This window comes from Curtobacterium sp. 9128 (assembly GCF_007673775.1).
GTDB lineage: Bacteria > Actinomycetota > Actinomycetes > Actinomycetales > Microbacteriaceae > Curtobacterium.
On sequence record NZ_VEAF01000006.1, the window covers coordinates 47,673 to 69,934 of the forward strand.

The 22,262-nt window shown below is 72.6% G+C and carries 23 protein-coding genes; 10 read left to right on the forward strand and 13 right to left on the reverse strand.

Annotated elements, in window-relative coordinates; genetic code table 11:
• Positions 1-12: 12 nt before the first annotated feature.
• Positions 13-1,023 (reverse strand): ADP-ribosylglycohydrolase family protein, encoded by a 1,011-nt coding sequence (locus FS641_RS13665; protein ID WP_144764736.1) that lies wholly within the window; start codon positions 1,021-1,023, stop codon positions 13-15.
• Positions 1,020-1,745 (reverse strand): GntR family transcriptional regulator, encoded by a 726-nt coding sequence (locus FS641_RS13670; protein WP_186317765.1) that lies wholly within the window; start codon positions 1,743-1,745, stop codon positions 1,020-1,022. Before FS641_RS13670 ends, FS641_RS13665 begins: the two co-directional genes overlap by 4 nt.
• Before the next feature lie 145 nt (positions 1,746-1,890).
• Here FS641_RS13670 and FS641_RS13675 point away from each other — a divergent pair, with 145 nt between their 5' ends.
• Positions 1,891-2,604: a hypothetical protein gene (locus FS641_RS13675; protein WP_144764740.1), complete on the forward strand. Its 714-nt coding sequence runs from the start codon at positions 1,891-1,893 to the stop codon at positions 2,602-2,604.
• Between the two features lie 84 nt (positions 2,605-2,688).
• Here the strand turns inward: FS641_RS13675 and FS641_RS13680 are convergent, their stop codons facing one another.
• The 3 genes from FS641_RS13680 to FS641_RS13690 all read right to left on the reverse strand — a co-directional run bounded on the left by FS641_RS13680 (position 2,689) and on the right by FS641_RS13690 (position 5,780).
• Positions 2,689-3,471, reverse strand: coding sequence for an endonuclease/exonuclease/phosphatase family protein (locus FS641_RS13680; RefSeq protein ID WP_186317766.1), 783 nt, complete (start codon positions 3,469-3,471; stop codon positions 2,689-2,691).
• 10 nt (positions 3,472-3,481) lie between these two features.
• Positions 3,482-4,996 (reverse strand): LCP family protein, encoded by a 1,515-nt coding sequence (locus FS641_RS13685; protein WP_144764744.1) that lies wholly within the window; start codon positions 4,994-4,996, stop codon positions 3,482-3,484.
• A 133-nt stretch (positions 4,997-5,129) separates the two neighbouring features.
• Positions 5,130-5,780 carry a GntR family transcriptional regulator gene (locus FS641_RS13690; protein ID WP_144764746.1) on the reverse strand — a complete coding sequence of 217 codons (651 nt, stop codon included), beginning with the start codon at positions 5,778-5,780 and terminating at the stop codon, positions 5,130-5,132.
• A gap of 110 nt (positions 5,781-5,890) precedes the next feature.
• Here FS641_RS13690 and FS641_RS13695 point away from each other — a divergent pair, with 110 nt between their 5' ends.
• Positions 5,891-6,286 (forward strand): MarR family winged helix-turn-helix transcriptional regulator, encoded by a 396-nt coding sequence (locus tag FS641_RS13695; protein ID WP_144764747.1) that lies wholly within the window; start codon positions 5,891-5,893, stop codon positions 6,284-6,286.
• 42 nt (positions 6,287-6,328) lie between these two features.
• Positions 6,329-7,312, forward strand: a complete 984-nt coding sequence (locus FS641_RS13700) for an LCP family protein (protein ID WP_144764750.1) — start codon at positions 6,329-6,331, stop codon at positions 7,310-7,312.
• Here FS641_RS13700 and FS641_RS13705 read toward each other — a convergent pair.
• The 7 genes from FS641_RS13705 to FS641_RS13735 form a co-directional block, all read right to left on the reverse strand.
• Positions 7,309-7,887 (reverse strand): GNAT family N-acetyltransferase, encoded by a 579-nt coding sequence (locus tag FS641_RS13705; RefSeq protein WP_260855855.1) that lies wholly within the window; start codon positions 7,885-7,887, stop codon positions 7,309-7,311. The two genes, FS641_RS13700 and FS641_RS13705, sit on opposite strands and share 4 nt — an antisense overlap.
• 96 nt (positions 7,888-7,983) lie before the next feature.
• On the reverse strand, positions 7,984-8,652 hold the full coding sequence (locus FS641_RS13710; protein WP_144764754.1) for a transglycosylase family protein: 669 nt from the start codon (positions 8,650-8,652) through the stop codon (positions 7,984-7,986).
• A 325-nt stretch (positions 8,653-8,977) separates the two neighbouring features.
• Positions 8,978-10,129, reverse strand: a complete 1,152-nt coding sequence (rlmC, locus tag FS641_RS13715) for a 23S rRNA (uracil(747)-C(5))-methyltransferase RlmC (protein ID WP_144764756.1) — start codon at positions 10,127-10,129, stop codon at positions 8,978-8,980.
• A 7-nt stretch (positions 10,130-10,136) separates the two neighbouring features.
• The gene (locus FS641_RS13720) at positions 10,137-11,012 is read right to left on the reverse strand and encodes an SMP-30/gluconolactonase/LRE family protein (RefSeq protein ID WP_186317767.1); all 876 of its coding nucleotides are present in this window, start codon (positions 11,010-11,012) and stop codon (positions 10,137-10,139) included.
• 59 nt (positions 11,013-11,071) lie between these two features.
• Entirely contained in the window at positions 11,072-11,893 is an 822-nt protein-coding gene (locus tag FS641_RS13725) for an aldo/keto reductase (RefSeq protein WP_144764758.1), read from the reverse strand.
• Positions 11,894-11,921: 28 nt separating this feature from the next.
• Positions 11,922-13,031, reverse strand: a complete 1,110-nt coding sequence (locus FS641_RS13730) for a sorbosone dehydrogenase family protein (protein WP_144764759.1) — start codon at positions 13,029-13,031, stop codon at positions 11,922-11,924.
• A gap of 109 nt (positions 13,032-13,140) precedes the next feature.
• Positions 13,141-13,554: a MarR family winged helix-turn-helix transcriptional regulator gene (locus FS641_RS13735; protein ID WP_144764761.1), complete on the reverse strand. Its 414-nt coding sequence runs from the start codon at positions 13,552-13,554 to the stop codon at positions 13,141-13,143.
• Between the two features lie 73 nt (positions 13,555-13,627).
• On the opposite strand from FS641_RS13735, the gene FS641_RS13740 reads away from it, so the two are divergent.
• The 7 genes from FS641_RS13740 (at position 13,628) to mnhG (ending at position 20,891) form a co-directional block, all read left to right on the forward strand.
• Positions 13,628-14,572, forward strand: coding sequence for a zinc-binding alcohol dehydrogenase family protein (locus FS641_RS13740; protein WP_144764764.1), 945 nt, complete (start codon positions 13,628-13,630; stop codon positions 14,570-14,572).
• A 111-nt stretch (positions 14,573-14,683) separates the two neighbouring features.
• The gene (locus FS641_RS13745; RefSeq protein WP_144764766.1) at positions 14,684-17,575 is read left to right on the forward strand and encodes a Na+/H+ antiporter subunit A; all 2,892 of its coding nucleotides are present in this window, start codon (positions 14,684-14,686) and stop codon (positions 17,573-17,575) included.
• A complete protein-coding gene (locus FS641_RS13750) occupies positions 17,572-17,970 on the forward strand; it encodes a Na(+)/H(+) antiporter subunit C (protein WP_144764768.1) in 399 nt (132 codons plus the stop codon). Before FS641_RS13745 ends, FS641_RS13750 begins: the two co-directional genes overlap by 4 nt.
• A complete protein-coding gene (locus tag FS641_RS13755; protein ID WP_144764770.1) occupies positions 17,967-19,619 on the forward strand; it encodes a Na+/H+ antiporter subunit D in 1,653 nt (550 codons plus the stop codon). The genes FS641_RS13750 and FS641_RS13755 overlap by 4 nt, the downstream gene beginning before the upstream one ends.
• Positions 19,619-20,203, forward strand: a complete 585-nt coding sequence (locus tag FS641_RS13760; protein WP_144764772.1) for a Na+/H+ antiporter subunit E — start codon at positions 19,619-19,621, stop codon at positions 20,201-20,203. The genes FS641_RS13755 and FS641_RS13760 overlap by 1 nt, the downstream gene beginning before the upstream one ends.
• A complete protein-coding gene (locus FS641_RS13765; protein ID WP_186317768.1) occupies positions 20,200-20,538 on the forward strand; it encodes a sodium:proton antiporter in 339 nt (112 codons plus the stop codon). Before FS641_RS13760 ends, FS641_RS13765 begins: the two co-directional genes overlap by 4 nt.
• Positions 20,535-20,891, forward strand: coding sequence for a monovalent cation/H(+) antiporter subunit G (mnhG, locus tag FS641_RS13770; protein WP_144764774.1), 357 nt, complete (start codon positions 20,535-20,537; stop codon positions 20,889-20,891). The genes FS641_RS13765 and mnhG overlap by 4 nt, the downstream gene beginning before the upstream one ends.
• 136 nt (positions 20,892-21,027) lie before the next feature.
• Here mnhG and FS641_RS13775 read toward each other — a convergent pair whose 3' ends face one another.
• Entirely contained in the window at positions 21,028-22,251 is a 1,224-nt protein-coding gene (locus FS641_RS13775) for an MFS transporter (RefSeq protein WP_144764777.1), read from the reverse strand.
• Between the last annotated feature and the right edge of the window lie 11 nt (positions 22,252-22,262).

The following is a 22,262-nucleotide window of genomic DNA, read 5'->3' on the forward strand; positions in this document are numbered from 1 at the left end:
TCCGGGTCGGCGTCAGCGTTCGCGGGTGCGGAGTGCGAGCAGGTGCGTCACGACCTCCGCGAACCGGATGTCGTTGACGCGCTCGACCTGCGCCACCGCGTCCGGTGACCACGCCGCAGCACCGTGCACGGCGCCGAGCACGGCACCCGCCATCGCGGCGATCGTGTCCGTGTCGCCGCCGATGCTCGCGGCCGTGCAGAGCGTCTCCCACGGGTCCAGGTCGAGTGCCACGAGCGCGAGTGCGGCGACGACGGACTCCTGGCTGGCGACGCTCGTGCCGATCACCCCGTCGATCGCGGCGACCCGCTCGGCTCCGGGGACCGTGGGCAGCCAGTCGCGCGCCCAGGCGGTCTTGGCCGCGACGGAGGCGCCGGCGATCCAGTGCCCGCGCTGCTCGCCGATCCGAGCGGCGGCGACGGCGACGTCGAGCGCCTCGGTCCTGGACGCCCCGTCGATGCCCGCGCTGACGGCCGCCGCGATCGCCGCGGCACCGCCGATGCCGATCCCGGTGTCGTGGGTCACGCGCGAGGCGTCCTGCACCGCGTCGACGAGCGCGTCGAGGTCCGCGGCGTCGGTCGCGATGCCGACCGGGGTGATCCGCATCGCGGCGCCGTTCGTCGTCCCGGTCGAGCCGGCCTCGGCCGCGGGGACGCCGTCGAGGATCCGCTGCACCGCGGTCTTCGTGCTCGGGCCGAGCAGGTCGAGCGAGCCCTTCGCCGCCATCTGCCGTTCCCACGCGATGAGCGCCTCGGCGAAGCGGGTCGGGTCGAGGCGGCCGCCGCCCTCGACGAGCAGCCGGGCGACGAGCACGGCCTGCTCGGTGTCGTCGGTGACGCTCCCCGCCGACATGCCGTGGGCGATGCGCTGCCGGGGTCCGGCGTCGACGAAGCCCGTGATGCGCCCGTGGTCCTCGCGGATCTCGGGGAGGGACATCGACTGCGTCGGCATGCCCAGGGCGTCGCCGATCGCGAGTCCGTGCAGGGCGGCGAGGGCGTGGTCGGCGGTGGTCGTCGTGGTCGTCATCGGAGGGTTCCCTGCTCTGTCGTGCGCCCGAAGCGCATGTGGATCCGGAAGCGTTCGGGGTCGAGCAGACTGTCGACGGCCTCGACGAAGCGCCCGTCGGCGGTGTGCGAGACGCGGCGGCTGCGCAGGAACGGCGTCCCGGCTGCTCGGCCGAGCACCGCGGCTTCGGCGTCGTCGAGCGGGCGGACGTCGACCCACTGCTCCGCCCGGGCCGGCACCAGACCAGCAGCGGTGATCGTCGCGCTGAGCGACCCGTCCACGAGGCCGTCCTGCACGGCGCGGTCGAGCCGGCCGATGCGGGGCACGAGAGCGCGTTCGTACGAGACGTGCGGGCCGTCGACGACGGAGCGGACCCGGTCCACCGCGACGAGGGCGGGGTCCGCGTCGACCAGGGTCCCCAGCTCCGGGTCCGTCACCCGCTCGATCCGGAGGGTCGTCGCCCGGACGTCGGTGCCGCTCGCGGCGATCGACCGCGCCCACCCGGCGCGCGGGTCGAGCGCCGCGCCGTCGAACGTGACGACGGAGCCGATGCCGCCGCGGGTCGCGATGTACTCGTCGTCGGCGAGGTCGGCGAGTGCGGCACGCACCGTGCCACGACTGACGGCGTAGCGCTCGGCGAGGTCGTGCTCCCCGGGGAGCCGGTCGCCGGGGACGTAGCGGCCCGTCGCGATCGCGTCGCGGAGGGCGTCGGCGACGAGGCGTCGCTTCGATGAGACGGGCACGGATCCGATCGTACATGTACAGGACCTGTCCAGTCCATGACGGGAGTGCTGTGACGACGTCGAGAAGGTCACGGTCGTGTTTCGGCCCGGCTCCGATTCGGTAACACCCGTCGTGCATCGACGCCGCGGGCCCTACCGTCGAACGGTGACTCCTCGGACCCTGCTCACCGTCGGGACCGCCGTGCTCGCCCTCGTGGTCGGCACGACGACCGCCGACCTGGTGACCGACCGCGCCGGCGACGGCCGGGCGAACGCGGCCGAGATCGTCCCGTCCGGGCCGTCACCCGAGATCACGAACGCCAAGCTCCGCCGCGTGGACGGCGTCGAGCTCGACTCGGAGTCGATCACGCTGCGCCGCGGTGAGCGCACCGTGGCGGTCGCCTCGATGCGGTACGGCGCCGCGACCGTCGAGCTGCTCGACCGCCTGTTCGGCACCCCCTCGCGCACGACGACGGCGGAGGGCGAGGGCGGGCGCTGCTTCCCGGCCGGCACGACCTACACCTGGGGTGGCGCGATCCGGGTCGCCGCCCTCGCCCAGCCGTCGGACCTCGGCAACTCGCTCGAGGTCCGCATCCTGCGGGACGAGGTCCGGTCGCGCACCGGCGGCATCGTCGAGCTGAGCGGTCCCGACGACGTCCAGGTCGGTGACGACGTGGCCGCACGCATCGCCGACAGCAAGCCGAGCGACCGCGACTCGCTGGGGTCAGGGGACGCGCCGGCGTGGCAGGTCCTGCTCGCCGAGGGGTGGCCGTCGGACGAGCCAGGCTCGGGGACGAACGGCGTCTCCGCCCTCACCGACGGCACCACGGTCACCGTGATCGGGTCGCCGATGCCGGTGAACGCGACGAACGGCTGCTGAGCCGCGCGGACGCGGTCCGGAACCGCCCTGCCGGGCCGGCACCGAGCCTCCGTCCCGATCGCGTCGGCGTCCGGCGCCCGTCGGTCAGATCCGGATCTGAGCGACCACCGGGAAGTGGTCGCTCGCGAACCAGGTCTCCGGACCGTCGTGGTCGATCAGCACGCGGTCCACGCCGGCGACGCCCTTGGTGAGCACCCAGTCGATGCGCTCCCCCGACGCCACGGGCGGCTCCCAGTCGTTGTAGGTCGCCGTCAGGTCGGACGGGTCGCCCGCGACGGTCCACGCATCGGCGTACCCGGCGTCCGCGAACACCCGCGACGCCGCACCGGTGCCGGCTGGCTCGTTGCAGTCCCCCGCGAAGACGACCGGGCCGTCGACACCCGCGAGCCGCTCGACGATGAGCGCCGCGCTCTTGCCGCGGACCTCGTCACCGTGGGCGTTCGGCTCGTGGTCGAGGTGCGTCGTCAACAGGGTGAAGGCCTCGCCCTCGGCGTCGAGGAAGCGCACGTGGTTGGCGATGCGGGGGAACAGGCTCCCCCACGTGTTCGACACCGGCTCGTCGGGGGTGTCCGACAGCCAGAACGAGCCCTCGTCCATCGGCCGGAGACGGTCGCGTCGGAAGAAGACGGCCGCGTGTTCGCCGGCCGTGCCGCCCTCGCGCCCCTGGCCGACGTCCGCGTGTTCCGGGAGCCCTTGGCGCAGGTCGTCCATCTGGTGGTCGAACGCCTCCTGCACGCAGAGGACGTCCGGGTCGTGGCGTCGCACGATGTCGAGGAGGACGGGGAGCCGGGAGGGCCAGTCGTGCTGTGGTTTCGGGTTCTTGATGTTGTAGGTCATCAGCGTGATCGGACGCGCGGCGTTGCCCATGCCTTCGAACCTAGTAGATGCAGGCTTCGTCCGACCCGTAGGCGTGCACGGCCGTGGACGACGGGCTCGGCTCGTCCGACGCCGGAGCGCCGCCGTCCGCGGAACCGGCATCGGCGGACCCGGTGTCCGTCCCACCGGAGGCGGCGTCGCCGGGCTGCGCGGCCGGGACCGCCGTCTTCCCGTCGGTCCCCAGGACGAGCGTCACACCCTGCACGGACGCGGTCTGCACCGCCACCGCACCGGGGACGGCGTCGACGACGGCCTTCGCCTGCGCCTCCATGCCCGCCGGGTACTGCACCATCGTCGTGGCGGTCGTCGAGGACGACCCGGGCGCGCCGACCTGGAACGCCCGTCCCGCCAGCACCGTCCCCGCAGCACCGGCGGCGCCGGTCACTCCACTGCCGTTGAGGACGGTCACGGCGACGCTCGCAGGGTCCGCGGCGGTCGCCGTCGTGTACGCCTCCGGCTGCCCGACCAGCCCCTGGACGAACGCGGGCATGCCGGCGGTGTCCACCTCGACGATCGACAGGGCCGAGCCGCGGACGTAGATGGTCGGGGTCCCGAGGATCGGGATCGTCGCCGACTTGATGTTCCCCGGTCGGAGGTTCCGCAGCTGGGTCGCGAGCGAGAGCAGGTCGAGCCCCTGGTCGGTCTCGACGGAGCCGCCGATCGCGTCGATGATGTTCGTCGTCTTCACCGGGTTGAGCAGCGTCCCCGCCGACAGGATCTTCCGCGCCTCCTGGGACAGGAAGTACTGCTGGCGCACCTGCCGGTCGAGGTCGCCGTTCGGCAGCCCGTGTCGCTGCCGGACGAAGGACAGCGCCTGCTTCGCGTCGAGGTCGGACTTCCCGGCGGGCAGGTCGACCCCGGAGTACGTGTCCTGCGCGGGCTCCTTGAGGCAGACCGACACCGGTCCGAGCTGTTTCACGATCTCGTAGAACCCGAGCAGCGAGACGCGGACGTAGTGGTCGATCGACAGGCCGCTGAGGTCCTGGATCGTCTTGATGAGCAGCTGCGCCCCGCCGGCGGCACCGCCGCCGTTGAGCGTGCCGTAGTAGAAGGCACTGTTGAGCTTGCCCTTGCCGACACCGGGGATCGGGACGTAGGAGTCACGCGGGAACGAGATCATCGTCGCGTCCTTGCCGTCCGCGGAGATGTGCAACACGATCATCGTGTCGGTGTTCGTCGCCCCGCCGTCCGACTCCGTGCTGAGCTCGGCGAGCTGCTCCGGCGTCGCGTTGTCCGGACGGTGGTCGTCGCCGACCAGCAGGATGTTCATCGCCTTGCCGTCGACGTCGTCCTGCTGCTGCTCGGTGGAGCCGGTGATCGCGTCGACCTTCGTGACGCTCGAGGCGAGGCGGTTGTACGCGTACGCCGCGTACCCCCCGCTGAGCAGGAGGGCCATGGTGAGCACGCCGGCCACAGCCGGGAACACCACGCCCAGTCCGCGCTTCTGGCGCCCGTGCCGGGGCGGCACGGCGCCGCGGCTGCGGCGGTCGGTCGTCTCTTCGGGAAGCGAACTCACGGGGGCACGATACCCGGACCGCGTGCGCCCGACGTGAGCCCACCCTGCAGATCGGTCGGGAGAGGCCGGTCGGGAGGCACGGGTCGCGCCCGGTGGGCACCGCGCCCGGACCGGTGGTCGCGCCGGCTCCGGCTCAGCCGCGCGACGGCAGCAGGTGCACGGCCTCCATGGCGAGCTCGGCGGCGATCGGGTCCTTCGCGACGACGGCCTCGCGGAGCTTCTCGAGCTCGGGGAGGATGGCGTCCTTCGGGAGCACCTCGGCGAGCTCGGCGACCCGGAGCTTGAACGCCAGCCCGTCGGTGGTCGACCGGCAGAGCTGCTCGAGCGAGGGGTTCCCGCACGCGTCGGCCCACATCGCGTAGACGTCGGCACCGTCGTGCGCGACCTCCGCCTGCTGGTCCTTACCGATGCGGGAGATCACGTCGCCGAGGGTCTTCACGACCTTCTTGCGCTCGGCGTCCGTGAAGCGGGGCACCGCGAGCCGGACGACGCCGCCGTAGATGACGCCGAGGGTCTGGTAGGCGTCCAAGAGCTCGTCCCTGGTCGGAGCGGCCACCCGGGTGTACCGGTTCGGGGCCATCTCGATGAGGCCGGACCGGGCGAGTTCGGCGAGCGCTTCGCGGATCGGGGTGCGGGAGACACCGAGCCAGGCGATCAGGTCGTCGTCGTTGAGCCGTTCCCCGGGCTCCAGCGTGCCGTCCATGATCGCGTCGCGGATCTTGTCCTGCACGGTGTCACGGAGGAGCTTGCGCTCGGCTGCGGGCTGCGTCGACGGAACTGGCATGCCTCCAGCGTGTCACATGTCGGCGGATCGTCCCGCATCACTTCCCCGTCGTCCGGCTCCCGACGACCATCACGCGCGGAGGCCGAGGACCCGGACCGTAGACTCCGACCATGGAGAACGCCCCCGCCGAGTGGCCGCTCGGCCGGCTGCTCGCCGCCGCCGCTCGGACCGTGGAGCGCACGTGGGACGAACGCCTCCGCGCGATCGGCCTGCCGCACGCGGCCGTGATCGCCCTGGACATCCTCATCAGGAGCGGCCCGATCGGCGCCGACGCCCTGGCGCGCGCTGCGCGGGTCCAGCCGCAGACGATGTCCCGCACCCTCGAGCGGATGGAGCGCGACGGGCTCGTCGTACGGCAGCCCCATCCGGAGGACGGACGCCGCCGGCTCGTCACGGTCACCGACCACGGCCGCGAGGCCTGGGACACCGCGCGGCACATCGAGCGCGAGGTCCTGCCGGAGGACCCGTCGCTCCGTGCGGCACTCCTCCGCATCCTCCACCACTGAACTGCTGGCATCTGGTACATCAGGTGTCCTATCCTGGCCGGCATGACCGGACGCCGCTCTGCCCCTCGCCGCCGCCGACCCATCCTCGTCGCCGTCGTCGCGACGGTCGGCTCCCTCGTCGGCATCGCGACGGTGGTCGCCGTCGTCGCGAGCGTCTTCATCGGCGGCCTCGCCCGCAGCTACGACCGGAGCACCGACACCATCGCCGACGCCTTCCCGAGCGGCCATCGCCCGGCACCGTCGGCGGACGCCGAGGACGTCCTGCTCATCGGTTCGGACACCAGGCACCCCGCGGGGCGGTCCGGGCGGTCGGACACGCTCATGCTCGCGCACGTCCCCGCCGACCGACGGGCGGTGTACCTGATGTCGATCATGCGCGACTCCTGGGTCGACGTCCCCGGACACGGCAGCGCCAAGATCAACGCGGCGTCCTCGTGGGGCGGCGTCCCCCTCACGGTGCAGACCGTCGAGCAGCTGCTCGACATCAGGATCGACCACGTCGCCGAGATCGACTTCGCGGGGTTCGCCGGCATGACGGACGCGCTCGGCGGGGTGACCGTCCGGGCACCAGAGGCGTTCACCGCCGGCGGACACCACTTCGTCGCGGGCCCGAACCGGGTCGACGGCGACGCGGCGCTCGCCTTCGTGCGCGAACGGCACGCGTTCGCCGATGCCGACCACACCCGCGTCCGGAACCAGCAGGCGTTCATGCGCGGCGTCGTCGAGGGCGCCCTCAGCAGGGACACCCTGACGGACCCCGGGCGCATCCAGGACTTCGTCGCCGCGACGAGCAGGTACCTGTCGGTCGACCCCGGCCTGGACTTCCCGACCCTCGCGGGTCTCGGCTGGAGCCTCCGCGACCTCCGGCCGTCGGACCTGCACACGTTCACGATGCCGACCGCTGGTGGCGGGACGGCATCCGACGGTCAGTCGTACGTCGTCGTGAACACGGGGGCGGTGCAGACCCTGAGCGCTGCGCTCCGGAGCGACGACCTCGACGGCTGGCTCCGGGGCAACGCGCACTAGGAGCCGTTCGGCCACTCCCGGGCGAGCGCAGCCATGACGACCTCGTCGTGGAACCGACCGTCGTGGAAGACGGCGTCACGCCGCACACCCTCTTCCCGGTACCCCACGCGGCGGTACACGGCTCGCGCCCGGTCGTTGAACGCGTGCACCCGGATCTCGATGCGGTTGAGACCCATCTCCCGGAACCCGTACGCCGTGAGCAGCCGGACGGCGTCGGTCCCGTACCCGCGGCCGACGTGCTCGCTGCCGACCATCACGGCCAGGCTCGCCGCACGGGCGGGCAGCGACGCTCCGAACAGCGTGACGTGCCCGACGAGCACGTCCGAAGCGCGGTCGAGCACGCTGAACCCGACGCCACCGCCCTGCTCGTTCGCGCTCCAGCCGCGGAACAGCTCCTCGACCGACGCAGCGGGACGCGGCCGGACGACGAGCTGCTGCAGGACCGCCCACGCGGGGTCGCGCCACCATCGGGCCAGGTCGGGGAGGTCACCGCCCTCGAGGGCGCGGAACCGGACACGCTCCCCCTCGAGCAGCGTCGCCCCGTACCGCTGGGCGTCGGCAGCCCCGTTCCACATCACCCGACGAGCTTCTCACGGACCCCGGACGAGCGGAACGCCCCCGTCCTCACGCGGAGGACGGGGGCGTTCGAGGTGCTGGTCGATCGACCGCGATCAGGCCGGGAGCTGCAGCGTCTGTCCCGCGTAGATCAGGTTCGCGTTGTCGACGCCGGTGTTGGCGGCCCAGAGCTTCATCCACCCACCGTCGATGTTCAGCTTCGTGGCGATCGAGTCGAGCGTGTCACCCGAAGCGACCTGGTAGGTCTGCCCGCTCGTCGGCACGGCGGCCGGCTTCGTGGGACCAGCCGACACGGCCGGGGTGGTCGCCTTCGGAGCGACGGCTGCCTTCGGAGCGGTGGTCGACGGGGTCGTCGTGCGCGACGGCGCGGCGGGGGCCGGCGCGGCCTTCTGCTGCGGGATCGCGGCCGGCGCAGCACCGGTCTTGCCGCTCAGTCCGAGCTTCGCGGAGCACGCGGGCCAGGCACCCCAGCCCTGCGAGGCGAGGACGTGCTCGGCGACGGCGATCTGCGTCTCGCGGCTGGCGGACGCCGGGCTGCCGGTCCCGCCGTTCGCGGCCCAGGTGCCCTGCGTGAACTGCAGGCCGCCGGAGTAGCCGTTGCCGGTGTTGATGGCCCAGTTGCCGCCGGACTCGCACTGCGCGAGGGCGTCCCACGTGGAACCGTCGGCGGCGTTGGCCGGGGCCGAGAGCCCGACGCCCGCCGCGGCGATGCCGGCGAAGGCGATGCCGCCGAGGAGGGCGCGGGTACGAGTGGTCTTCTTCATGTCGTTGCTCCACCGGGGTCGCTCGCCGTTGCCGGCATCCCGCTGCCCACCCCGACCGATCGCGGTCTGTTGAGGTGTCGCCGGGGGCAGCGGATCGCGCCGGCGTCACGGTCGGCCACCATAGGCAACTCTGTGTCGTTATCAAACTGAGACAAACGGTTCTACCCGTGCATGCTATGTACCCCGTTCGCGTTCCTGTACGGACCGATCGGTGCAGTCCCGGTGATCGGCTGTACCCGGGTACGCGAACATCCGAATTGCCTGGCAACGACCGGCCCGGAAGGGGATGGCCGGCATCCGCATCGGGCTGACGTCCAGTGACCGGTCAGGCTCGGGAGAGCAGGGTGACCGCTTCGAGGTGCCCGGTCTGCGGGAACATGTCGAGGACCCGCGCCCGGCGCAGTCGCATCGAGGGCATGCGCGCCAGGTCCTGCGCGAGCGTCACCGGGTTGCAGCTCGAGTACACGACGTGCTCGACGTCGGACTCCTCGAGCCACGCGGCGAGGGCCGCTCCGATCCCGCGTCGCGGCGGGTTCACGACGACCAGCTGTGGCGTCTGGTCGTCGCGGGACCGGAGCGCGTGCTCGGTCGCGTCGTCGGCGGCGAACCGGACGTCGACGAGGCCGGCCTCCCGCGCCGACTGCCGGGCCGACCGGATCGCCTCACGACTCGTCTCGATCCCCGTCACCGCGCGTCCCGGGCGGGCGGCGTGCAGGGCGAAGCCGCCGACCCCGCAGTACAGGTCCCACATCGACGTCGGCGCCACCTCGTCGATCCACGCCGACGCCTGCGTGTACAGCTCGGACGCGACGTGGGCGTTCGTCTGGAAGAAGCTCTGCGGGCGGAGGTGCATCGTGACGTCGCCGAACCGCATCGGCAGCGTCTCCTGCTCGGTGAGCACGACCTCGCGGTCCCCCTCGGTCACGGCCTTGTGCTCCGGCAGCAGGTTGGCGGTCACGACGACGGCCTCCGGCAGCACCGCGAGCAGGTCGCCGAGCCGGGACCGCAGGCGGGCGAGCTGCCCCTCGGACCGCAGGACGAAGCGGACCATGAGCTCGCCGTCGGGCGACTCGGTGACGAGCACGAACTTCAGCTCACCCCGGCGGGCGACGACGTCGTAGGGGATGAGCCCCGCGGACGTGACGAAGTCGGCCAGCACCGGGAGCGCACGCCGGATGCCGGGCGTGCAGATCCCGCAGTGCCGGATGTCGACCCCGCGCTGCCGGTGGTCGAGGATCCCGATCGTGGGGTGTTCGGCGGAGCCGCCGACGACCATCTTCGCCTTGTTGCGGTAGCCCGACTCCGGACTCGTCACGGCCGGCAGCCACTCGACCGTCCCCGGACCGCCGGCGGTCTCGACCGCGTCGTGCAGGAGCTCGCGGGTGCGGAGCTCCTTGTCGAGGACCTGATCCCCGTAGGGCTGCCCCATGAGCGTGCACGATCGGCACACCCCGCGGTCGAAGTAGTCGCACTGCATGGCCGGCTCAGGATACGGCAGCGGCGTCCCTGGCCCGCGTCGCGATGCGGTAGACCGACGTCGTCGCGGTGATGAACAGCGTCGTGCCGTCGTCACCACCGAAGCACAGGTTCGCGACGACCTCGGGGACGGGTACCTCGCCGATCCGACGACCGTCGGGCGCGACGACGACGATCCCGTTCCGGCTCGACGACCACACGTTGCCGTCGACGTCGACGCGGATGCCGTCCGGCACGCCCTCGTCCGCGCCGAGCGTGACGAACACCCGGCCGTTCTTCACCCGGTGCCCGTCGACGTCGTAGGCCCTGATGACGGGCCGCTCGGACGACGAACTCGCGAGGTACAGCACGCGCTCGGTGGGGTCGAACGCCAGACCGTTCGGCTCCTCGGCGTCGACGACGACCGGGCGCAGGTCCGCGCCGTCCGGACCGCACCGGAACACCCAGTGGTCGCCGTACTCCCGCTCGCCGGGGTGCCCCTCGCGCGGCTGCGTGATCCCGTAGGCGGGGTCGGTGAACCAGACCGTGCCGTCCCGGGTGACGACGACGTCGTTCGGCGAGTTCAGACGGACCCCGCCCCATCCGTCCGCGATGACCGTGACGACACCGTCGCGGTCGCGCTCGACCCGGCGGAGACCGTGCGAGCACTGCACGACGCTGCCGTCGGGGTCGAGGGTACGACCGTTCGTGAACTCGACGCCGTCGGCGTAGGTGGTCGTCGCACCCGTCGACGCGTGCCACTGCAGGATCCGGTCGCCGGGGATGTCGGACCACCGGAGCGTCCGGGTCGCCGGGATCCAGCAGGGCCCCTCCGCCCATGTGCTCCCGGTCGCGATGCGCTCGAGCGCGGTGGGGTCCGGGACGAGGTCGGTGATCGTCGTCATGGGTTCTCCTTCGAACACCTGCGAGCCTACGGTCACCGGCGTCCCGGACCCCGGAGCCGTTACGCCGAGGCGTCCTCGAGCGCGTCCAGGGCGGCGACGTCCTCGGCGGCCAGCACGAAGTCGACGTCGGCGTTCTCGGCGATGCGCGACGGGGTGGTCGACTTCGGCAGCGGCAGCACGTCCTTCTCGAGCAGGTAGCGGATCGCGACCTGCGCGACCGTCTTCTCGTACTTCGCGGCGATCTCCTGGATCGCCCCGTTCGACAGCAGTCCGCCGGTGGCCAGCGGCGAGTACCCCTCGACCAGGATGTCGTGCTCGGCGCAGAAGGCCGTCGTGTCGTCCTGGGTGTTGCCGACGAACCAGCGGATCTGGTCGGCGTGCGGCACGACGTCGGTGTGCTCGAGGAGGTGCTCGAGGTCGGCGACGACGAAGTTCGAGACCCCGATGGACCGGGTCTTCCCGGCGTCGAGGAGCTCCTCGAAGACCTTCCAGACCTCCACATTGCCGGCGCGGTGGTCGCTGCCCATGTCGCTCCACGGCCACGGCGCGTGGATCAGGTACAGGTCGACGACACCGAGGTCGAGCGCCGCGGCGGACGCCGCGAAGGCGTCACGGGCTCCGGCCGCCGTCTTGATCTCGGCCGGGAGCTTGGTGGTGATGAACACCTCGTCGCGCGGCACCCCGCTGTCGCGCACGGCCTCGCCGACGCTGGCCTCGTTGCCGTAGGCGGCAGCGGTGTCGATGTGGCGGTAGCCGGCGTCGAGCGCCACGCGGGTGGCGTCGTACGCCTCGGAGCCCGGCGGGATCTGCCAGGTGCCGAAGCCGATCTTCGGGATGTGGAGTCCGTTCGCCATGGTGAACGTGTCGGTGAGAGCAGGCATGGCCCGGACACTACGCGCGCGGGTGGGATCAGTCCGTCAGGGCCACCGAGAGGATCCGGTCGTCGTCGTCGCCCGGGGTCCCGCGCCCGTCGGTGTTGTTCGTCACGAACCAGAGCGTGTCGTCCGGCCCGGCGAGCACGGTGCGGAGTCGGCCGAAGTCGCCCGCGAACCACTCGCGGGACGTCGTCGGGTCGGCGACCGGCACCGACCGGAGCACCCGGCCCTGCAGGTTCGCGATGAACACGGTGTCCCGGACCACCGCGAGCCCGGACGGGCTGGCGTCGTCCGTCCGCCACCGCTGCACCGGGTCGACGAAGCCGCGGTCGGTCCCGCCGGTGCCCTCGATCTCCGGCCAGCCGTAGTCGGCCCCGGGTCGGATGACGTTGAGCTCGTCCCACGCGTCCTGCCCGAACTCCGACGCGAACATCGTCCCGTCGGACGACCAGCCGAGGCCCTGCACGTTCCGGTGTCCGGACGACCACACCGGCGAGCCGGCGTCCGGGTTGTCCGACGGCACGGACCCGTCCGGCGTCACCCGGAGGATCTTCCCGGCGAGCGAGTTCGGGTCCTGCGCCTCGGACCGGTCGCCGGCGTCACCGACCGTGACGTAGAGCATGCCGTCCGGGCCGAAGGCGATCCGACCGCCGTTGTGGAAGCTGTTCGCGGGCAGTCCGGCGAGGACCGTCTCCGGGGTGCCCAGACCGGTCGAGCCGGCCCCGCCGGTGCGCGGGTACCGCTCGACCCGGTTGCCGTCCTCCCCCGTCGAGTACACGTACAGGTCGTCCTCGTGGAGTGCGAGACCGAGCAGACCGCCCTCACCGCCGTGCCGGATGCCGTCGATGGAGCCGACGGTGCGCGTGCTGCCGTCCTGGCGCAGTTCGAGGACGTCCCCCGAGTCCCGCAGGCTCACGAGCGCCGTCCCGTCGTCGGTGCGCACGACGGACCAGGGCGCGTCCAGTCCGGTCGCGACGTCGGTCACGGGCCCCGTCGGCGCCACCTCACCGGCGGCGAGGTCGGACGGGACGGTCGCGCTCCGTCGCGTGGTCGGCTCCTCGTCGTCCGGAGCGGCGGTGCACCCGGCGAGCGCCAGGACGACCAGGGCGAGCGAGGCGAGGGGAGCTGCGGTCCGGGTGCGCATGGCGCGCACGGTACCCGGCGCGTCTGCACGGCGTGGCGGCGGCCGGCCGCAACGCACCGACGGACGGGAGGCCCGTGGCGGCGCCGCCACGGGCCTCCCGTCCGCCACGTCACCGGAGCATGCGCTCGAGCAGTTCCCGGAGTCGGCGGCGGTCGATGGCGGGGAGGCGCTCGGTGAGCGGCAGGAGCGCCTCGCGCATCGTCACCTCGAGCGTCGCGGCGACCTCGTACCCACGATCGGTCAGGACCACGTCGACCGCGCGCGCGTCGTCGGCGTTCGGGACCCGAGCGAGCAGGTCCTTCTTCTCGGCGCGCGCGACGAGCCCGGTCATCGTGGACTTCTCGAGTCCGAGGTGGTCCGCGAGGTCGCCGATGCGCAGCCGTCGGTCGCGGAGGATCGCGAGCACCCGGAGCTGCGTCAGCGAGAGGCCGGCATCCGCGGCGAGCCCGGTGAGCGACCCCATGGTGGTGAACGCGGCATGCCCGAGGGCGTCGACGAGGCGGTCCTGCTCCGTGCTCTCCATCAGGCAATGGTACTTGACGCACTTCGTGATGCGAACTACTTTACTTCGTATCACGAACCATTTGGAGGAAGTCATGTTCGCAGCGGTCGTCACGCAGTTCGACTCGGCACCCACCTGGGCCGAGTCCCCCGAGCCGGAGCCCGTCGGCGACGAGGTCGTCGTCGACGTCGTCGCCGCCGGGCTCCACCCGCGGGTGCGGTCCCAGGCGAGCGGCTCGCACTACACCAGCGAGGGCGCGCTGCCGCTGGTGCCCGGCGTGGACGGCGTCGGGCGGTTCCCGGACGGCACGCTCCGGTACTTCGCCGTGCAGTCCGACACCAGGGGCTCGATCGCCGAACGGGTCGCGGTCGACCCCCGCGCGAGCGTCGTGCTCCCGGACGGCGCCGACCCGGTCGCGGTCGCGGCGGGCGTCAACCCCGTGATGTCGTCCTGGGTGGCACTCCGCCGGCGGATCGTCCTGCCGGAGCACGCACGCGTGCTGGTGCTCGGGGCGACCGGCGCCTCCGGTCGGGCCGCCGTCCAGGTCGCGAAGCACCTCGGGGCGTCGTCGGTCGTGGCCAGCGGACGCAACCCCGCGCGGCTCGCCGAGCTCCCCGCACTCGGCGCCGACCGGGTCGTCCCGCTCGACGACGTCGACGGGATCGCCGCGGCGGCCTCCGACGCCGACGTCGTCATCGACTACGTGTGGGGCGCACCGGCCGCGGCCGTGATGCGCGCGCTCGTCACGGCACGCGCGGCGCGCGGAGCGCACCTCGACTGGATCGCCATCGGCTCGACCGCCGGCCAGGAGGCTCCGGTGCCGTCCGCGGCGCTCCGTGCGTCCGGCCTGACCATCGTCGGCAGTGGGCAGGGTTCGGTCGGGACGGCGGCGTTCGTCGCGGAACTGCCGGCGATCGTGGCGGCGGTCGCCGAGGGCACCATCGACGTGACCGCGACGGGCGTCCCCATGCGCGACGTGACGGCAGCGTGGGCCGAACACGGCGTCGACGGCGCGGGCAGAGTGGTGCTCGAAGTCTGACCTCGGTCCGACGAAGCTGTGCGGCCGCACAGGTTCTGCTCATCCGGCTCTCGGTAACCTGAGAGCCACCCAGAGCCGGACTGCACATGCCCGACCCCGAGGAGGCGCCCCATGGTCACCGTCCTCGTCGCGTTCGGGATCGTCGCCCTCGTCGTGCCGGCCCTCACGCCGGTGCTCGGTCGCCGCGTCTTCCTCGTCGCCGCCCTGGCGCCCGCCGCCGCCGCCGTCCTGACGCTGACGCAGACCCAGCGCGCCCTGCACGGGGGCGTCACCGAGTCGTTCCGCTGGATCCCGCAGCTCGACCTGGCGATCGGGTTGCGCGTCGACGCCCTGTCGTGGGTGCTCGCGCTCGTCGTGTCGGTCGTCGGCACACTCGTGCTCGTCTACTGCGCCTCGTACTTCGCCCCGCAGGAGCCGGGACTCGGCCGGTTCGCCGGGGTCCTCACCGCCTTCGCCGGGTCGATGTACGGCCTGGTCATCGCCGACGACGTCATCGTCCTGTTCGTCCTGTGGGAGGCGACCACCGTCTTCTCGTACCTGCTGATCGGGCACGACGCCGCCAAGCGGGCCAGCCGTGCCGCCGCCATGCAGGCCCTCGTCGTGACGACGGCCGGTGGCCTGGCGATGCTCGCCGGGCTCGTCCTCCTGTCGGTCACGACGGGCACGACGCAGCTGTCGGCGGTCGTGGCCGCGGCGCCCACCGGTCCGGTCGTCACGGTCTCCGTGGTGCTGGTGCTCGCCGGGGCGCTGACGAAGTCGGCGATCGTGCCGTTCCACTTCTGGCTGCCCGCCGCGATGGCCGCACCGACGCCCGTGAGCGCCTACCTGCACGCGGCGGCAATGGTCAAGGCCGGCATCTACCTCGTCGCTCGACTCGCCCCCGCCTTCGCGCTGCTCGAGGGCTGGCGGGAGACGATCACCGTGCTCGGCGTCCTCGGCATGCTCATCGGCGGGTACCGAGCCCTCCGACAGACCGACCTCAAGCTCCTGCTGGCCTACGGCACCGTCGCCCAGCTCGGCTTCCTCGTGCTCGCCAGTGGGTGGGGAACACCGGCGATCGCCCTCGGCGGGGTCGCGCTGCTCGTCGCGCACGCGGCCTTCAAGTCGACGCTCTTCCTGGTCGTCGGGACGATCGACCACGTCACCGGCACGCGCGACCTCGACCACCTCAGCGGCCTCGGCCGGAAGCTCCCCTGGCTCGCGACCGTCGCGGTCCTCGCCCTGCTGTCGATGGCCGGCATCCCGCCCATGATCGGCTTCGTGGCGAAGGAGGCCGTGCTCACCGGGATCGTCGAGGCGCTGCACGGGCCGGACGCCGTGTGGGCGTGGGTCGCCCTCGTCGGCATCACGATCGGGTCGGTGTTCACGGTCGCGTACTCGTTGCGCTTCCTGTGGGGTGCGTTCGGTCGGAAGCCCGGGGTGGCGCAGACCGAGCCGCACGCCCTGCACGGCCTCGGCGTCGTGCCGTCGGTCCTCGGGCTGTCCGGACTCGCCCTGGGCCTGCTCACGCCCGTCGTGGCGCACGGGTTCGAGCCGGCCGCCGCCACGGCGTCCCTGCGGGGCGACGCCGTGCCGCACCTGGCGCTCTGGCACGGCCTCGAGCCCGCGCTCGGCATCTCGGCGTTCACCGTCCTGGCGGGTCTCGGCCTCTTCGTCGCGCGGGCACGGGTCGGCGCGGTGCAGCACCGGCTCGCCGGCTCCCCGAGCGCCGCGGGCACCTACCGACGCGTCATGCGCGGGCTCGACCGCGCCGCGACCGGGGTGACCGCAGCCGTCCAGCGCGGGTCGCTCCCCTACTACCTGACGGTCATCCTGTCGGTGTTCGTCGCCGGGGCCCTCGCCAACCTGGTGCTCGGCGGCCCGTGGGAGTTCCACGTCCGGTTCGCGGACTCGTGGGGCCAGGTCCCGGTCGTCGTCGTGATGGCGATCGCCGCCGTCGCGGTCCTCACCGCGAAGACCCGCTTCGCCGCCGCCGTGCTCGTCGGTGTCACCGGCTACGGCATGAGCGTCCTGTTCGTCCTGCACGGCGCCGTCGACCTCGCCCTCACCCAGCTCGTCGTCGAGACCGTCACGCTCATCGCCTTCGTCCTGGTGCTCCGACGCCTCCCCCCGCGGATCGCCACCGCCAATCCCTCCCGCTTCCGCCTGCTCCGCGCCCTGTTCGCCGCGCTCGCCGGCGCGACGCTCGCCGTCGTCGTCATCGTGGCCGCATCGGCGCGGACGGCTGAGCCGATCTGGCCGGACCTGCCGGCCCTGACCAGCTCGTTCGGGCACGGCCTCAACGTGGTGAACGTCGCCCTCGTCGACCTCCGTGGGTGGGACACCCTCGGCGAGCTCACCGTCGTGGTCGCCGCGGCCACCGGCGTCGCGAGCCTGATCTTCGTGAACTCGCGCGAGGACACGCTCCCGCGCCTCCGCGACCTGCCGACCGTGGTCGCCGGCGACAAGCACCGTCCGGACGGCGCCCCCCGCGCCTGGCTGCCGACGAACGCCGCGCTCCCCACCGGCCGCTCGGCCCTGCTCGACATCGTCGTCCGGCTGCTGTTCCACGGGCTCATCGTGCTGTCCGTCTACCTGCTCTTCGCCGGCCACAACGCGGCGGGCGGCGGGTTCGCCGGCGGCCTCGTCGCGGGCATCGCCCTCGCCGCGCGCTACCTCGCCGGCGGTCCGGCCGAGCTCGGGGCCGCCGCACCCGTCCGGGCGGGGCGGCTGCTCGGCCTCGGTGTCGCGACCGCGGCGATCACCGCGATCGTCCCGCTGTTCTCCGGCAGGGAGGCCCTGTACTCCGAGTTCTTCGAGGCCACCGTGCCGGTGCTCGGGCACGTCGAGTTCGTCACCGCGACGTTCTTCGACATCGGCGTCTACCTGGTCGTCGTCGGCCTGGTGCTCGACGTCCTGCGCAGCCTCGGGGCCGAGGTCGACCGCCAACCACTCGAGGACTCGCGCACCCCGACGTCCGACACGATCGAGGGCGACCCCGATCGGCAGGAGGTGTCCGCGTGACCATCACCCTCGTCCTCGTCATCGCGATGGCCGTGCTCTTCGCGTGCGGCGTCTACCTGCTGCTCGAGCGCTCGCTGACGCGGATGCTGCTCGGGTTCCTGCTCGTCGGCAACGCGCTCAACCTGCTGCTCCTCGTGATGTCCGGCGCCGCGGGCAAGCCGCCGATCGGCAAGTCCGCCGACGGGATCACCGACCCGCTGCCCCAGGCGTTCGCCCTCACCGCGATCGTGATCACCTTCGCCGTGAGCGCGTTCCTGCTCGCGCTCATCCACCGCTCGTGGACGCTGTCCCGCGCCGACGAGGTCGAGGTCGACGAGGCGGACGTCGCGATCCGCCACGACCGGGGCGGCGCGGCCGAGGACGACGAGCAGACGACGGACGGGGCACACCGATGACCTTCCTCGTCCCGCTCCTCGTCCTCGTCCCGCTGCTCGGTGCTGCCGTCGCGCTCGGACTCCTGCGCCACCAGCGGATCCAGCGCGCCATCACGGTCGCCGTCCTCGTGATCGCGCTGGCCGTCGCCGCGACGCTCATGGTGCTCGTCGACCACCACGGCACGATCGTCGTGCAGGTCGGCGGCTGGGACGCGCCCTACGGCATCTCCCTCGTGGTCGACCGGCTGAGCGCGCTGCTGCTGACCGTGTCCGCGAGTGTGCTCCTGGTCGTCCTGCTGTTCTCCATCGGGCAGGGCCTCGCCGCGGACGACGGCGAGGCGCCGGTGACGATCTTCTACCCGACCTACCTGGTCCTGGCCGCCGGCGTGCTCGACTCGTTCATCGCCGGCGACCTGTTCAACCTGTACGTCGCGTTCGAGATGCTCCTGGTCGCCAGCTACGTGCTCATCACGCTCGGCGGCAGCGAACAGCGCGTCCGTGCGGGCACGACCTACATCGTGACGAGCCTCATCGCGTCGGCGATCTTCCTCGCCTCGATCGGCCTGGTCTACGGTGCCACGGGCACGGTCAACATCGCGCAGATCAGCGAGCGGATGGCGGGACTGCCCGACCACGTGCAGCTGCTCCTGCACACCATGCTGCTCATCGGCTTCGGCATCAAGGCCGCGGTGTTCCCGCTGGCGTTCTGGCTGCCGGACTCCTACCCGACCGCGCCGGCCCCGGTCACGGCGGTGTTCGCCGGGCTGCTCACCAAGGTCGGCATCTACGCGATCATCCGGCTCGAGACGATCATCTTCCCGCGGCCGCAGCTGAACGACGTCCTGCTGGTCGTGGCGATCCTGACGATGGTCGTCGGCGTGCTCGGCGCCGTCTCGCAGACCGACGTCAAGCGGCTGCTGTCCTTCACGCTGATCAGCCACATCGGCTTCATGGTGATGGGCATCGGGCTCGGGTCCGTCGCCGGGACCGCAGCCGCGGTGTTCTACACCGTGCACCACATCGTCGTGCAGACCACGCTGTTCCTGGTCTCCGGCCTGATGGAGCGCATCGGCGGGACCACCTCGACGCGGTCGCTCGGCGGCCTGCTCAGGGCGTCGCCGCTCCTCGCCGCGCTCTACCTGGTGCCCGCGTTCAACCTCGGCGGGATCCCGCCGTTCTCCGGCTTCATCGGCAAGCTCGGCCTCTTCCGCGCCGCGGCGATCGACGGCAGCCCGCTGGCCTACGCCACGATCGCCGCCGGTGTCGTCACCTCGCTCCTGACCCTCTACGCGCTCATGCGGGTGTGGGACGCCGCGTTCTGGCGGCCGAAGCCCGCCGCCGAGCCCGCCGCACCGCACGCCGCGGTCGCGGAGCCGCACGAGACACTGCGTGCCCCGGAGCCGTCGCCGGTCACCCGGTCCGAGGCGGACGGCTCGGTCGTCGCCGGCGGCACCGTGACCGTCACCGACCCCGCGACCGGCAGCGTCCGCGCCGCCGACGGCCCCACACGCCTGCCCCGCATGCTCGTCGGGGTCACCACCGCTGCGGTGCTCGGCTCCGTCGCGCTCACCGTCGTCGCCGGCCCGCTGTACGGGTACGCCACCCGTGCGGCCGAGTCCCTGGAGTCCCCGCAGCAGTACGTCGAGGCCGTGCTCGGGGGTGGTCGCTGATGGACGCCAGGACCCGGCGCATCGCGAACGCCCGACGCATCGCCGTCGCGTGGCGGTACGACGTCCCGCTCGTGCTCGGGCTGACGGTCCTCTGGGCACTCCTCTGGGGATCGTGGACGCCGCTCACCCTGCTCTGCGGGGTCGTCGTCGCCCTCCTGGTCACGCAGGCGCTCCCGCTGCCCGCCGTCCCGCTCTCCACCCGGTTCTCGCCGCTGCACTCCCTGCGGTTCCTGCTCGTCTGGGCCGGTCTCGTCGTGGCCGCGTCCTTCCGCGTCGCCTGGGTGGCGTTCCGGCCGCGCGGTGTCCGCCGGAGCTCGATCGTGCTCGTGCAGCTGCACACGACGTCCGAGATGACCTTCACCCTGGCGACCCTCGCAGTCTCGCTCGTGCCGGGGTCGTACGTCGCCGACGTCGACCTCCGCCGCCGTCGCCTGCTGCTGCACGTGCTCGACACCGAGCGGCGCGAGCAGGTCGACCAGGCGGTGCGCGAGACCCGCACGATCGAGGCCATGGTCATCCGGGCGCTCGGCTCGCACCAGGACGTGTCCGAACTCGCCGACCCGCTGCCGGAGGTGGTCCGATGAGCGCCGCCGTCGTCGTCATGGGGATCGGGATCGCCCTCGTGCTCGCCGTGCTCGGTGCGACCCTGCTGCTGGCGGTGTTCCGGATCGTCCGCGGTCCCACGATCCTCGACCGCATGATCGGCTCGGACGTCGTGCTCACCACCGTGCTCATGGTGATCGCCACCGCCATGGTCGTCCAGCGGGACCTCGCGGCCGTGCCCGTCCTCGTGGTGATCGCCGCGACGAGCGTGTTCGCGACGATCGCCGTGGCCCGTGCCGTGACGCCGTCGTCGGACCCCTCGGACGACGGCGCCGACGTGACGACACCGGAACGCCGACAGGAGGAGCAGTCGTGACCGACCTCATCCAGTCCTTCCTCGACGCCGCCGGCGTCCGCGCGTGGGTCGCCCTCGGGCTGCTCCTGGTCGGTGCGCTGCTCTCCCTCGGCGCCGGGGTCGGCATCGTGCGCTTCCCCGACCCGCTCGTCCGCCTGCACGCGATGGCGAAGCCGCAGGTGCTCGGGCTGGCCCTCGTCCTCGCCGCGGTCGTGGTCGCCGTCTGGACCTGGGCGGCACTCTGGGTGGTCCTGCCGGTCATGGTGTTCCAGCTGTTCCTGGTGCCGGTGTCCACGCACATGATCGCCCGCGCCGGCGTCCGCTCCGGCGACCACGACCACGAGGCGCTGCTCGTCGACGACACCGAGTCCTAGCCGCCCCGCCGACGTGCACACGCTGCCGACCGGTGTGCGGTCGGGCGCGTGCGCACTGGTCGCGGACGCGCGCACCTGCCGGACTGGAGGCTCGGTGCGGCGCCGCCACGGGCCTCCCGTCCGGTGGGCGGCCGGCTCAGCGGCGCGCGTCGCGGCGGGTCAGGACCAGGTTCGCGACGGCCGCGAGCACGACGACCGCTGCGGAGAACGCCGGGAATCGCATCGCGGCCTCGACGCCGGCGCTGTCGGCGACCTTCCCGACGACCGCTGCGGTGAGCGACTGACCGACGATCACCGCCGAGCCGAGGATCGTCATGGTCGTCGCGGACCGACCGGCAGGCGCCCGCTCCGAACCGAGGCTGTACTGCGCGACGAGCGTCGGACCGATGCCGATGCCGAGCACGGTCAGGACGACCCCGACGGCCAGCACCGAGTCCGCCGTCGCGTACGCGACCGCGCCGCCGAGGAGCACCACGCCGAACACGAGCCAACGCCACCCGAGCCCGAACGCGCGCGGGAACGCCGCGGACCCCAGTGCCAGACCGGCTGAGCCGATGCCCATCAGGCCGTACAGGAGCCCGGCCTGTGACGATCCGCCGTGCGTCGCCATGAAGGCGGTCAGCGACGTCAGCGTCGAGCCGAAGAAGAAGCCGATCCCGAGGATCCCGACGACCACGACGACGAGCCGTGGGCGGAGCAGCTGGCGCGCCGATGCCGGTCGGACGACGGCGTGCTGCCCGACGGCGAGCCGACCGGTGGGGTGCAGCGCGAACGCGGTGACGAAGACGAACGTCAGCGCGGACGCTCCCGCCACCGCCACCCACGGGGCGATCGCGCTCGCGAGCACCCCGACCAGGAAGGGTCCGATGATGAACACGGTCTCGTCGGCGGCGGACTCGTACGCCATCGTGCCGCTCAGCACGCGCTCGCGGCGGTCCCCCGACATGCGCTGCCGGATGATCGCCACGAGCCGGGTGCGGGACATCGGGGCGACCTGCGGCGCCGTCGCGCCGATGAGGAAGGACATCATCAGCACCGCGAGGTCGGGCGCGGCGCTCTGCACGACGACGGGCAGGACGCCGAGCAGCACGCCGTTCGCCAGGCCGACGGGGACGAGCACCTTCCGTTGCCCGAGCCGGTCAGCGGCGGCACCGACCAGCGGGCCGAAGAGCGCGGAGCCGATGCCGACGGAGGCGGAGTTGATGCCGCCCAGCGCGACGGAGTCACGGGAGGCGACGACGAGGGTCAGGACGCCGACGACCATCATCGCGAACGGGAGCCGTGCGACGAAGGCGATCGGGAAGTAGGAACGCCCGGCGTGGGCGATCAGGGAGGGCTCGGACGAGCGCGGGTGGAGCATGTCGAGGTGTG